The 12,102-nt window shown below is 72.2% G+C and carries 13 protein-coding genes and 1 other RNA gene; 12 read left to right on the plus strand and 2 right to left on the minus strand.

What is annotated here, in order from left to right; genetic code table 11:
• Window positions 1–29: 29 nt before the first annotated feature.
• The 4 genes from DRV84_RS09480 (at window position 30) to DRV84_RS09495 (ending at window position 4,578) form a co-directional block, all read left to right on the plus strand.
• Window positions 30–3,026 (plus strand): helicase-related protein, encoded by a 2,997-nt coding sequence (locus DRV84_RS09480; protein WP_115979704.1) that lies wholly within the window; start codon window positions 30–32, stop codon window positions 3,024–3,026.
• Window positions 3,023–3,409: an RNA-binding S4 domain-containing protein gene (locus DRV84_RS09485; protein ID WP_115979708.1), complete on the plus strand. Its 387-nt coding sequence runs from the start codon at window positions 3,023–3,025 to the stop codon at window positions 3,407–3,409. Before DRV84_RS09480 ends, DRV84_RS09485 begins: the two co-directional genes overlap by 4 nt.
• A 51-nt stretch (window positions 3,410–3,460) precedes the next feature.
• Window positions 3,461–3,799: a ferredoxin FdxA gene (fdxA, locus tag DRV84_RS09490; RefSeq protein WP_115979711.1), complete on the plus strand. Its 339-nt coding sequence runs from the start codon at window positions 3,461–3,463 to the stop codon at window positions 3,797–3,799.
• Window positions 3,800–4,068: 269 nt separating this feature from the next.
• On the plus strand, window positions 4,069–4,578 hold the full coding sequence (locus DRV84_RS09495) for a CarD family transcriptional regulator (protein WP_115979714.1): 510 nt from the start codon (window positions 4,069–4,071) through the stop codon (window positions 4,576–4,578).
• A 57-nt stretch (window positions 4,579–4,635) separates the two neighbouring features.
• On the opposite strand, the gene DRV84_RS09500 is transcribed toward DRV84_RS09495, so the two are convergent.
• Entirely contained in the window at window positions 4,636–5,091 is a 456-nt protein-coding gene (locus DRV84_RS09500) for an Lrp/AsnC family transcriptional regulator (RefSeq protein ID WP_115979717.1), read from the minus strand.
• A 139-nt stretch (window positions 5,092–5,230) separates the two neighbouring features.
• Between DRV84_RS09500 and hppD the strand changes: the two genes are divergently transcribed.
• A complete protein-coding gene (gene hppD / locus DRV84_RS09505; RefSeq protein ID WP_115979720.1) occupies window positions 5,231–6,331 on the plus strand; it encodes a 4-hydroxyphenylpyruvate dioxygenase in 1,101 nt (366 codons plus the stop codon).
• A gap of 90 nt (window positions 6,332–6,421) precedes the next feature.
• Here hppD and DRV84_RS09510 read toward each other — a convergent pair whose 3' ends face one another.
• Window positions 6,422–7,117, minus strand: coding sequence for a metal-dependent hydrolase (locus tag DRV84_RS09510; protein ID WP_115979722.1), 696 nt, complete (start codon window positions 7,115–7,117; stop codon window positions 6,422–6,424).
• A 208-nt stretch (window positions 7,118–7,325) separates the two neighbouring features.
• On the opposite strand from DRV84_RS09510, the gene DRV84_RS09515 reads away from it, so the two are divergent.
• The 7 genes from DRV84_RS09515 (at window position 7,326) to rpmG (ending at window position 12,087) form a co-directional block, all read left to right on the plus strand.
• On the plus strand, window positions 7,326–7,988 hold the full coding sequence (locus DRV84_RS09515; protein WP_115979725.1) for a ceramidase domain-containing protein: 663 nt from the start codon (window positions 7,326–7,328) through the stop codon (window positions 7,986–7,988).
• Window positions 7,989–8,023: 35 nt separating this feature from the next.
• Window positions 8,024–8,311: an Asp-tRNA(Asn)/Glu-tRNA(Gln) amidotransferase subunit GatC gene (gene gatC, locus DRV84_RS09520; protein WP_115979728.1), complete on the plus strand. Its 288-nt coding sequence runs from the start codon at window positions 8,024–8,026 to the stop codon at window positions 8,309–8,311.
• On the plus strand, window positions 8,308–9,789 hold the full coding sequence (gatA, locus tag DRV84_RS09525; protein WP_115979730.1) for an Asp-tRNA(Asn)/Glu-tRNA(Gln) amidotransferase subunit GatA: 1,482 nt from the start codon (window positions 8,308–8,310) through the stop codon (window positions 9,787–9,789). The genes gatC and gatA overlap by 4 nt, the downstream gene beginning before the upstream one ends.
• A 37-nt stretch (window positions 9,790–9,826) precedes the next feature.
• Window positions 9,827–10,537 carry a hypothetical protein gene (locus DRV84_RS09530; RefSeq protein ID WP_115979732.1) on the plus strand — a complete coding sequence of 237 codons (711 nt, stop codon included), beginning with the start codon at window positions 9,827–9,829 and terminating at the stop codon, window positions 10,535–10,537.
• Window positions 10,534–11,226, plus strand: a complete 693-nt coding sequence (locus DRV84_RS09535) for an N-acetylmuramoyl-L-alanine amidase (protein WP_275668749.1) — start codon at window positions 10,534–10,536, stop codon at window positions 11,224–11,226. Before DRV84_RS09530 ends, DRV84_RS09535 begins: the two co-directional genes overlap by 4 nt.
• 98 nt (window positions 11,227–11,324) lie before the next feature.
• Window positions 11,325–11,705, plus strand: an RNA gene (rnpB, locus tag DRV84_RS09540) — RNase P RNA component class A.
• Between the two features lie 214 nt (window positions 11,706–11,919).
• Window positions 11,920–12,087 (plus strand): 50S ribosomal protein L33, encoded by a 168-nt coding sequence (gene rpmG / locus DRV84_RS09545; protein ID WP_005856346.1) that lies wholly within the window; start codon window positions 11,920–11,922, stop codon window positions 12,085–12,087.
• The last annotated feature ends 15 nt before the right edge of the window (window positions 12,088–12,102 follow it).

Below are 12,102 nucleotides of genomic sequence, written 5' to 3' on the forward strand. Positions count from 1 at the left end.
GCATCGCCCGGACCGGGCAAGGGGGGCACATGGCGAGCGAGGGCAGGATCGTCGCGGTCCTCGGGCCCACCAACACCGGCAAGACCCATTACGCCATCGAGCGGATGCTGGGCCACCGGACGGGGGTGATCGGCCTGCCGCTGCGCCTTCTCGCGCGGGAGGTTTACGACCGCATCGTCGCCGCGCGCGGGCCGTCGGTCGTGGCGCTCCTGACCGGCGAGGAGCGGATCGTGCCGCCGCGCGCGCAATACTGGGTCTGCACGGTCGAGGCGATGCCCGAGGGGATGGGCGCCGATTTCGTCGCCATCGACGAGGTGCAGCTCTGCGCCGATCCGGACCGGGGCCACGTCTTCACCGACCGGCTGCTGCGGATGCGGGGCCAGCACGAGACGCTCTTCATGGGCGCCGACACGATGCGCGGGCCGATCCGCGCGCTGGTGCCGGAGGCGCAGTTCCTCGGCCGCGACCGCATGTCCGAGCTCGCCTTCACCGGGCAGCGCAAGATCAGCCGGATGCGCCCGCGCTCGGCGATCGTCGCCTTCTCGGTCGAGAGCGTCTACGCCATCGCGGAACTGATTCGCCGGCAGAAGGGCGGCGCGGCCGTCGTCATGGGCGCGCTGAGCCCGCGCACGCGCAACGCGCAGGTGGAGCTCTATCAGAACGGCGACGTGGATTACCTCGTCGCCACCGACGCGATCGGGATGGGGCTCAACCTCGACATCGATCACGTCGCCTTCGCGGGGCTGCGCAAGTTCGACGGCCGCAAGATGCGCCAGCTCGCGCCGAACGAGCTCGGCCAGATCGCGGGGCGCGCCGGGCGCGGCATGGCCAACGGCACCTTCGGCACCACCGGGGAGTCCCCGCCCATCGACGAGGAGGTGGCCGAGGCGATCGCCAACCACCGCTTCGCGCCGGTCTCGCGGCTGCAGTGGCGCAACGCGCGCCTGTCCTTCGGCACGCCCGAGGCGCTGATCGCCTCGCTCGAGGAGGCGCCGCCCGCGCCGCTTCTCACCCGCGGGCGCGAGGCGGACGACCTGCGCGCGCTCCGGATGCTCGCGGCGGAGCCGGAGGTGCGCGCGCGGGCGACGGACGGGCGGGCGGTGCGCCTTCTCTGGGACGTCTGCCGCATCCCCGACTTCCGCGGCATCAGCCACGCCGAGCACGCCGAGATGCTCGAGACGATCTTCACCCATCTCCACGACCGCGGCCGCGTGCCCGAGGACTGGATCGCCAAGCAGGTCGCGCGCATCGACCGGACGGAGGGCGACATCGACACGCTGTCGCGCCGGCTCTCCTTCATCCGGACCTGGACCTACGTCGCGCAGCGCCCCGGCTGGATCGAGGCGGAAAGCCATTGGCGCGACGAGACGCGCGCGGTAGAAGACCGGCTGTCGGACGCGCTGCACGCCAAGCTCACGCAGCGCTTCGTGGATCGGCGCACGTCCGTCCTGCAGCGGCGGCTGAAGCAGAAGGAGGCCCTCTTGGCCGAGGTGAGCGACAACGGAGAGGTCCGCGTCGAGGGCGAGTTCGTCGGCCGGCTGGAAGGCTTCCGCTTCCGCCGCGACACGCAGGCCGCGGGACAGGAGGCGCGCACGATCGAGTCCGCCGCGCTGCAGGCGCTCGCGCCGCATTTCCACCTGCGCGCGGACCGGTTCTACAACGCCCCCGACACCGAGATCGACGTCACCGAGCAGGGCGGCCTCATGTGGGGCGAGCAGGCGGTGGGCAAGCTCACTGCCTCCGACGATCCGCTGAAGCCGCGGGTCGAGGTCTTCGTCGACGACGAGGCCGGCCCGGACGTCGCCGAGAAGGTGCGCCGCCGGCTCGGGCACTTCATGGACCGCAAGGTGGCCGCGCTCTTCGAGCCGCTCCTGGCGCTGCGCCGCGACGAGGCGCTGACCGGCCGCGCGAAGGGCTTCGCCTTCCGCCTCGTGGAGGGCTTCGGCGTCCTGCCGCGCGGCGGCGAGGTGGCCGAGGAGGTGCGCGCCCTCGATCAGGAGGCGCGCGGCGCGCTCCGCAAGCACGGCGTGCGCTTCGGGCAGTTCACGGTGTTCCTGCCCGCCCTGCTGAAGCCCGCGCCGACGCGGCTGCGCCTCGTGCTCTGGAGCCTCGCGCAGGGGCTCGACACCTTCCCCGAGGCGCCGCCGCCGGGACTCGTCACCGTGCCGATGGAGCCGGGCGCGCCGAAGGGCTACGCGGCGATGGCCGGCTACCGCGCCGCGGGCGCGCGGGCGATCCGCATCGACATGCTCGAGCGCCTCGCCGACATGCTGCGCGCCGAGGACACGCGCGGCGGCTTCGAGGCGACGCCCGACATGCTCTCGATCACCGGCATGACGCTCGAGCAGTTCGCGGAGCTGATGCAGGGGCTCGGCTACCGCGCCGAGCGCGGCGAGCGGGCGAAGGTGCGCCCCGCCGCGCCGGAGGCCGGCCCGCCGACCTCCGAGGCGACGCCCGCCGCCGATCCGGCGCCCGCCGACGCCGCCCCGACCGCCGGAGCGGAGGAGGGGCCGGAGGTCGCCCCCGCCGCGCCGCAGCCGCCGCAGGACGCGGCCGGGGAGGGGGCGGGCGCCCCGGCGCCGGATGGCGACGCACCGTCGGCGCTTGCCGCAGAGGGCACGCACCCCGCGCCCGCGACGGAGGATGTGGAGAGCGGTGCCGAGGCGGGGCCGGGAACGGCCGGCGCCGAGACCGAGGCGCAGCCCCAGACCGAGGCGCAACCCGAAGCCGAGGCCCAGCCCGAGACTGAAGCGCAACCCGAAACCGAGGTTTTCTACACCTTCACCTGGGCCGGTCGCGCCCGTGGTCAGCAGGGCCGCGGCAAGCCGCGCAAGGGCGCCGAGGGCGCGCCGCGCGGCGAGGCGCGCAAGCCGAAGGGCAAGGGCCGGCCGAAGGGCGCCAAGCCCCCGCGCGAGGACAAGGCCAAGACCTTCTCCGCCGGCCCCGAGCGCGGCAAGGGCCGCGACCGGATCGACCCCGACAACCCCTTCGCCGCCGCGCTCATGGGGCTGAAGGACAAGGAGTGACCGAGGCCCCGGCCCGCCCGACCCAGCGCCTCGACAAGTGGCTCTGGCAGGCGCGCTTCTTCAAGACCCGCGGTCTCGCGGCGAAGCAGGTCTCCGCCGGCCAGTGCCGCGTCAACGGGACGCGGGTGACGAAGCCCGCCACCGCCGTCGGCGCGGGCGACGTGCTGACCTTCGCGCAGGGCCGGCGCGTGCGCGTCGTGCGCGTCACGGGCCTGCCCGAGCGGCGCGGCCCCGCGCCCGAGGCGCAAGGGCATTACGAGGATCTCGCCCCGCCGGAGCCCGCCCCCGCGCCGTCGCCAGCGCCCGATCCCGCCCCCGGCGGACGGCCCACCAAGCGCGATCGTCGCGTCCTCGACGCGGCGCGTCGGCGGGCGCTTGAATGATCCGGGCGGCTGGACTAGCTACGGGTGCGCCACAAAAATCCGGACCCCTCCATGACCTACGTCGTCACCGATAACTGCATCGCCTGCAAGTACACCGACTGCGTCGAAGTCTGCCCGGTCGACTGCTTCTACGAGGGCGAGACCATGCTGGTGATCCATCCCGACGAGTGCATCGACTGCGGCGTCTGCGAGCCGGAGTGCCCGGCCGACGCGATCCGGCCGGACACCGAGCCCGACATGGAGAAATGGGTGGAGTTCAACCGGAAGTACTCCGAGATGTGGCCCGTCATCATCACCAAGAAGGACCCGCTGCCGGAGGCCGACGCGCGCGACGGCGAGACCGGCAAGCTCGACAAGTACTTCACGGAGACGCCGGGCGACGGCGGCTGAGCGCCCCCGATTCGCCCGCCTCCGGGGCAGGCAGGACAGGCCAAGTGCCTGTTTCCGAACGCGGTTCGTTGTGTCGCCGGAGCGGGTGCTGGAAACGGTCCGTCAAGTCTGCTATGTTGTTTATATGACAAGAACTGCATGACGCCCGGGAAGGAGGCTGCCGCCCGGGCTTTTCTGTCGGATGGTGACAGTGACGGGGCCGGCGTGCGGACGCCCGCCCGATCGCGTGTGCCGCCCGGGGCTCCGGGCGGCGACCAAGGAAGGATCGCATGACGAAGACCAAGAAAACCGAATTCCGTCCGAACGATTACGTCGTCTACCCGGCGCACGGCGTGGGGCAGATCGTGTCCATCGAGGAGCAGGAGATCGCGGGCATCGCGATGGAGCTCTTCGTGATCTCCTTCGAGAAGGACAAGATGACCCTGCGGGTGCCGACGGCGAAGGCGACGGAGATCGGCATGCGCTCGCTCTCGACGCCGGACGTGGTGTCGAAGGCGATGTCCACCCTCAAGGGCAAGGCCAAGGTGAAGCGCGCCATGTGGTCGCGCCGGGCGCAGGAATACGAGCAGAAGATCAACTCGGGCGACCTGATCGCCATCGCCGAGGTGGTCCGCGACCTGCACCGCGCCGACGACCAGCGCGAACAGAGCTATTCCGAGCGCCAGCTCTACGAAGCCGCGCTGGAACGCCTCACGCGCGAGATCGCCGCCGTCGACGGCAGCGACGAGGTCGCCGCGGCCAAGCAGGTCGACGAGGTGCTCGTCTCGCGCGCGGCCTGATCCGCGCGGGCCGCCACCGTTCGGGCCGTCCTTCGGGGCGGCCCTTTTTCGTGGGCGTCAGAGGGGCAGCGGCGCGTCGCGCTTGAACTGGTCCATCACGATCTGGCTCTGCACCCGCGCCACCGCCGGATGCGGCAGCAGCACCTCGTGGACGAGCCGGTGCAGCGCGCGCAGGTCGGTGCAGTAGACGCGCAGCAGGTAGTCCGCCTCCCCCGTCAGGGTCCATGCGCTGACGATCTCGGGGCGCAGCTCGACGAGGCGGGCGAACTCGGCCGCCTGAGTCGGCCCGTGCGTGCCGAGCTGCACCTGCACGAAGGCCTGCACCTTGAGGCCCAGCGTCTCGGCGTCGAGGCGCGCGGCGTAATGGGTGATGTAGCCCTCCGCCTCGAGGCGCTGGCGCCGGCGTCCGGCCTGGCTCGGCGAGAGGTTGAGGATCTCGCCGAGCGCCTGCGCCGTGAGATGCGCGTCGCCCTGAAGCGCGGCGAGCAGGCGGCGGTCGATCTCGTCGGGCATCTGCGGCCTCTTCGCGTGATCCGGGGGATGAATGCGCGACCCACGCATCCCGGGGCCGAACCATGCCGCAGAATGCGCGGATTCACCATCCCCAAAGGCGTATTCTCGACTCAGCAACACGCAGAGGAGGAGACGCGCCATGGGACCCTTCCCGCACGACGCGCCGAAAGCGAAGATCACCGAGGAGAACCCCGCCGGCACCGACGGCTTCGAGTTCGTGGAGTTCGCGCATCCCGACCCCGCGGCGCTGCGCGATCTCTTCTCGAGGATGGGCTACGCGCGCGTCGGCCGGCACAAGACGAAGCCCGGCATCGAGCTCTGGCAGCAGGGCGACATCACCTACATCGTCAACGCCGAGCCCGGCAGTTTCGCGTCGCGCTTCGTGGAAGAGCACGGCCCCTGCGCGCCCGCGATGGGCTGGCGCGTGGTGGACGCGCAGCATGCCTTCGACCACGCGGTGAAGATGGGCGCGGAGCCGTACGAGGGCGACGACAAGACGATGGACGTCCCCGCGATCAAGGGCATCGGCGGCTCGCTCATCTACTTCATCGAGGACTACTACGAGACCTCGCCCTACAACGCGGAGTTCGAGTGGCTCGCGCAGTCGAAGCCGGAGGGCGTCGGCTTCTACTACCTCGACCACCTGACCCACAACGTCTACCGCGGCAACATGGACACGTGGTTCGGGTTCTACGGCAAGCTCTTCAACTTCCGCGAGATCCGCTTCTTCGACATCGAGGGCAAGTACACCGGCCTCTACAGCCGCGCGCTGACCTCGCCGGACGGCAAGATCCGCATCCCGATCAACGAGGACCGGGGCGAGACCGGGCAGATCGTCTCCTACCTGGAGAAGTACAACGGCGAGGGCATCCAGCACATCGCGGTGGGCACGGAGACCATCTACGACTCGACCGACGCCATCGCCGGGCGCGGCATCCGCTTCATGCCGCCGCCGCCGGAGACCTACTACGAGCTGAGCAAGACCCGCGTGCAGGGCCACGAAGAGCCGATCGACCGGATGAAGACGCACGGAATCCTGATCGACGGCGAGGGCGTCGTGGACGGGGGCGAGACGAAGATCCTGCTGCAGATCTTCTCCAAGACCGTGATCGGCCCGATCTTCTTCGAGTTCATCCAGAGGAAGGGCGACGACGGCTTCGGCGAGGGCAACTTCAAGGCGCTCTTCGAATCGATCGAGCAGGAACAGATCGACAGCGGCGAGATCTCGGCCGCGGAGTGACGCGGCGCGGCGACGGGCGGCGCGCGGCCCGTGCGGCCGCGCCTGCCTGCGCCGCGACGTCCGCGGCGCCTCCCCGCGCCGCGGGCGCGCTCAGAGCTCCATCGGCTGCATCACCTCCGGCTCCACCACGTTCACGCCGGGCAGCTCGGCGATCAGCTTCTCGGCCGATTGCTCGAGGAAGGGGAACGTCTTGTAGTGGCAGGGGATGACCGTCTTGAAGTCGAAGAAGGTCTTCGCGGCGTAGGCGGCGCGCGCCATGTCCATGGTGAAATGCCCCCCGGCGCAGAGGATGCCGATCTCGGGCGCGTGCAGGTCGTTGAAGACCTTCATGTCGGCCATCACGTCGGTGTCGCCCGAGACGTAGATCGTGCGCCCGCCGTGGGCGATCATGAAGCCGGCCTCGGTGCCGGTGTAGACCGGGCGGCCGTCGTCGTCGGAGAGCGCCGAGGAATGCGTGGCGTTGACCATGGTCACCGCGACGTCGCCGAGCGTGACCGTGCCTCCCTTGTTGAAGCCCATGGTCTCGACCCCGTCGCGTTTCTCGAGCCAGCCGGCGAGGTCGAAGATCGTGACCACGGGGATTCCGAGCTCCTTCGCGATCGCGGGCGCGTCGTTGACGTGGTCGAAATGGCCATGGGTGACGAGCACCGCGGTGGCGCCGGCGATCGCCTCGCCGCGGCGCGCCTCGGGAAACACCGGGTTGCCGGTTACCCAGGGGTCCACCAGCAGGATCTGGTCGCCGATCTCGATGCGGAAGCCGGCGTGGCCGAGAAAGGTGAGTTTCATGCGCGTCCTCCTCGCTTGGGTGTGCGCGGGGAGCCTAGCATCGCGCGCGCCGCGGGCCAGCCCGGGAAAGCGGAGCGGCCTGACGGCCGCGCGCTGTCCGCCGTGGCGGGGGCGCTGCCCCCGCACCCCCGGAGTATTTGGGCCAAGATGATGGGCGCTGGACCCGGGGGGCGCGGCGCTTAGATGTCGGGTCGGCCGGGGAGGGGACATGGACTGGACGCGCGAGATCGACAGCTACTGCGAGCGGCTGGACGCGGGCTACTGGGCCGAGCCGGTCAACGCGCTCACCAACGCCGCCTTTCTGATCGCGGCGGCGGTGATGGGGTGGCGGGTGCGCGGCGCGGGGCTGCCGCTCGCCACGGCGCTCGTCTGGGTGCTCGCGGCGATCGGGGTGGGGAGCTATCTCTTTCACACCCACGCGCAGGTCTGGTCGGCGCTCGCGGACGTGGGGCCGATCCTTCTGTTCATCCTGATCTACATCTACGCGGCGAACCGGCATTTCTGGGGGTTGTCGCGGCTCTGGTCGGGGCTCGGGGTGGCGGCCTTCTTTCCCTACGCCGCGGCTTTGGTGCCGCTTTTCCAGATGGTGCCGGGGCTCGGGAGTTCGGCGGGCTACGCGCCGGTGCCGCTCCTGATCCTCGGCTATGCGGCGGCGCTTCGGCGGCGTCTGCCGGAGGTGGCGCGCGGGCTCGCCATCGGGGCGGGGCTGCTGATCGCCTCGCTCGCCTTCCGCACGCTGGACGGGCCGCTCTGCGGGGTGGTGCCGGTCGGGACGCATTTCATGTGGCACGTGCTGAACGGCGCGATGCTCGGCTGGATGATCGAGGTCTACCGCCGGCACATGGTTGCGAGCGGGCGGCGGGGGCGCTAGATCGGCGGCGTTCCGAGGCAAGGAGGCCCGAGGCCATGTCGATCGACACGAGCACCGCGGCGCATGTCGCGCATCTCGCGCGGATCCGCGTCGAGGAGGAAGAGCTGCCGGCGCTCGCCGAGGAGTTCAACCGCATCCTCGGCTTCGTCGAGCAGTTGACGGAGGTGGACGTGGAGGGCGTCGAGCCGATGGTCAGCGTCACGCCGATGCGGCTGAAGCGCCGCGAGGACGCGGTGACCGACGGCGGCATGCCCGAGACGGTGCTTTCGAACGCGCCCGATGCGCGCGAGGGCTTCTTCGCCGTGCCGAAGGTGGTGGAATGACCGAGCTCGCCTCCCTGACGATCTCCGCGGCGCGCGACGCGCTCGACGCGGGCGAGACCACCAGCGTCGCGCTGACCGAGGCCTGCCTCGCGGCGGTGGAGGGCGCGGGCGCGCTCGGCGCCTTCGCGCATGTCACGCCGGAGCTCGCGCTGGAGCGGGCGCGCGCGGCCGACGCGGCGCGCGCGGGTGGCGACGCGGGGCCGATGTGCGGCATCCCGGTCGGCATCAAGGACCTCTTCTGCACCGAGGGCGTGGCGAGCCAGGCGGCCTCGCGCATCCTCGAGGGCTTCCGCTCGCCCTACGAGAGCACGGTGAGCGCGCAGCTGCGCGACGCGGGCGCGGTGATGCTCGGCAAGCTCAACATGGACGAGTTCGCCATGGGCTCGTCGAACGAAACCAGCGTCTACGGACCCGCCGTCAATCCGTGGAAGGTGGACGACCGGAGCCTCACGCCCGGGGGCTCCTCGGGGGGCTCGGCGGCGGCGGTGGCGGCCGACCTCTGCCTCGCGGCGACGGGCACGGACACGGGCGGCTCGATCCGCCAGCCGGCGGCCTTCACCGGGACCGTCGGGCTGAAGCCCACCTACGGGCGCTGTTCGCGCTTGGGCATCGTGGCCTTCGCCTCCTCGCTCGATCAGGCGGGGCCGATGACCAAGACGGTGCGCGACGCGGCGATCATGCTGCGGGCGATGGCCGGGCACGATCCGAAGGACTCGACCTCCGCCGATCTGCCGGTGCCGGATTTCGAGGCGATGCTCTCGGGCGACATCCGGGGCAAGCGCATCGGCATCCCGCGCGAGTACCGCCTCGAGGGCACGCCGGACGAGATCCTCGCGCTCTGGGACCGGGGCGCCGAGATGCTGCGCGACGCGGGCGCCGAGATCGTGGACATCTCGCTGCCGCACACGCGATACGCGCTGCCGGCCTATTACGTGATCGCGCCGGCGGAGGCGTCGTCGAACCTCGCGCGGTACGACGGGGTGCGCTACGGCTATCGCGCGCCGCTCTCGCAGGGCGACGGCATCGTGGAGATGTACGAGAAGACCCGCGCCGAGGGCTTCGGCGCCGAGGTCAAGCGCCGGGTGATGGTGGGGACCTATGTCCTCTCGGCCGGTTTCTACGACGCCTATTACAACCGCGCGCGCAAGGTGCGCACGCTCATCAAGCGCGACTTCGAGCAGGTGTTCGATCAGGGCGTCGACGCGATCCTGACGCCGGCGACGCCCTCGGCGGCCTTCGGCCTCGGCGAGAAGGGGCAGGCGGACCCGGTGGAGATGTATCTCAACGACGTCTTCACCGTGCCGGTGAACCTCGCCGGGCTGCCGGGCATCTCCGTGCCGGCGGGCCTCGACCGGCAGGGGCTGCCGCTCGGGCTGCAGCTCGTCGGGCGGCCGTGGGAGGAGGGCGCGCTCCTCGACGTGGCCGAGGTGCTGGAGCGTGCCGCAGGCTTCGTGGCGAAGCCCGCGAAATGGTGGTAAGAGAAGCGCGACAGGGTTTCCGAGAGGGTCGGACCGGATGACATCGCGCGCACTCGGCATCCTCGCGGCCTGCGTCGCGCTCGCGGCCTGCGCGCCGCCGGTGCCCGACAGCGGGCCGGGCTTCAGCGACTACACCGAGTATCAGGCGGCCCGCGCCGCGCGGGACGCGGAGCTCGCCGGGTCGGCGCCGGCGTCCTCGGGCGGCGGGGGCGCGCCGATGGCCACCGTCGCCGGCGAGGCGACCGGGGCGGCGGACGACGCGCTCGCACAGGCGCGCGCGGCGCTCGAGGGGCCGGAGGGGGCCGCGGCCGCGCCCGGCGCAGCGCCGGCCGATCCGGGCGCGCCGGGCGATCCCGCGGCCCTGTCGAACGAGCAGGACTTCGAGGCGGTGTCCGAGGAGCGCGGGATCGAGGGCGACGCCGAACGCCTCGCCGAGGCCCGGGCGCAGTACCGGGTGGTGCCCCCGGCGCCGCTTCCCGAGCGTGGCGCGCGGCAGGGCATGACGCCCGTGGAATTCGCGCTCTCCACCGAGCACGCGGTCGGGCAGGAGGTCTACCGCCGCTCGCCCTTCGGCAGCGTGGCGCGGGCGGAGCGCAACTGCGCGCGCTACCCGACGCCCGACCGTGCGCAGGCGGCCTTCCTCGCCGAGGGCGGGCCGGAGCGCGACGGCCTCGGCCTCGACCCGGACGGGGACGGCTTCGTCTGCGGCTGGAGCCCGGCGCCGTTCCGGGCCGCGGTGAACCGCTGAGCGCGGGCACGCCCGATTATCCGCACCGGCGCGCCTCGCCCAACCACGGGCCGCGCCGGGGCGGCGCCCGGCCGCGGCTGATCCTCCTGCACTACACGGCGATGGAGAGCGCCGAGGCGGCGCTCGCGCGGCTCTGCGACCCGGCGGCGGAGGTTTCGGCGCATTACCTGATCGGGACCGAGGGCACCGTCTGGCAACTCGTGGCCGAGGCCCGTCGCGCGTGGCACGCCGGCGCCGGGGCCTGGGGCGGGATCGCGGACGTGAACTCCGCCTCCATCGGGATCGAGTTACAGAACCGGGGCGACCACCCCTTCCCCGCGCCGCAGATGCAGGCGCTGGAGCGGCTCCTGCAGGGCGTCATGGCGCGCTGGGAGATCGGCGCCGCGGGCGTGATCGGGCATTCGGACACGGCCGTCGGGCGCAAGCGCGATCCGGGCCCGCGCTTCGACTGGCGGGGGCTGGCGCGCGCGGGGGGGGCGGTCTGGCCCGATCCGGCGCCGCCGGGCGCCTTCCTCGCGGACGCGGCGCGGGCCGGCTGGCGCGCGCCCGCGGAGGCCGCGGACCCGGAGGCGGCGGTGCTCGCCGCGGTGCGGCTGCGGCTGCGGCCGTGGGGGAGCGGGCCGGTCGCGGCCGCCGAGCGCGCCCTCGTCGCCGGGCTCGCCGCGCGCTGGCCCGCGCCCGAGGGATGAGCCGGGCGACGCGCCTTGGAAAGGCGCGTGCAAGATCCTTGCAAGGATCTTGCGCCCGGCATTGACCGGGGGCGCCCGGGCGTCCATATCCGGCGCGCGCGGAGGGCCGGATGGCCGCGGCGGTCGCACGCCGAGGAAAGTCCGGACTCCAGGGAGCGACGGTGCCGGGTAACGCCCGGGCGGAGAGATCCGACGGAAAGCGCCGCAGAAAACAGACCGCCCGCGCCGCGCGCGGGTCAGGGTGAAACGGTGGGGTAAGAGCCCACCGGGGTCCCGGCGACGGGACCCGCACGGCAAGCCCCACCGGGAGCAATGCCGAATAGGGACCTCGCGCGGGGCGCCGCCCCGCAGGGCCGCTCCCGCCCGAGAGGTCCGGGTTGGCAGCGTGAGCGCCGGAGCGATCCGGCGCCCAGACGAATGGTCATCCAGGGGGCGTGCGCGTCCCCGGACAGGATCCGGCTTACAGGCCCTCCGCGCAATCGCCGTCCGACGCCGCGCGCGGCGCCCCGCCCGTCGCGCCGTCCCCTGCGCCGCGCATCGGGACAGCGCAGCGCGCGACGGCTTCGTCGTCTGCGGCTGGACGCTTTGAGGCCGCGCGCCGCGCCATCCGCTTGACAGCCGCGCCGCGACGCGTAAGACGGCGGCTCAAGACATTCCGCGGGTGCCGCGCGCGCCCGGTGCAGGAGAGCGAGCATGGCCAAACCGACCACGATCAAGATCCGCCTCAACTCCACCGCGGGCACGGGGCATTTCTACGTCACCAAGAAGAACGCGCGCACGATGACCGAGAAGATGACCATCCGGAAGTTCGACCCGGTCGCGCGCAAGCACGTCGAGTACAAGGAAGGCAAGATCAAGTGATCTGAGCCGGACGCT

The sequence above is a fragment of the Rhodosalinus sediminis genome (genome assembly GCF_003385555.1).
In the GTDB taxonomy this organism is placed as follows: domain Bacteria; phylum Pseudomonadota; class Alphaproteobacteria; order Rhodobacterales; family Rhodobacteraceae; genus Rhodosalinus; species Rhodosalinus sediminis.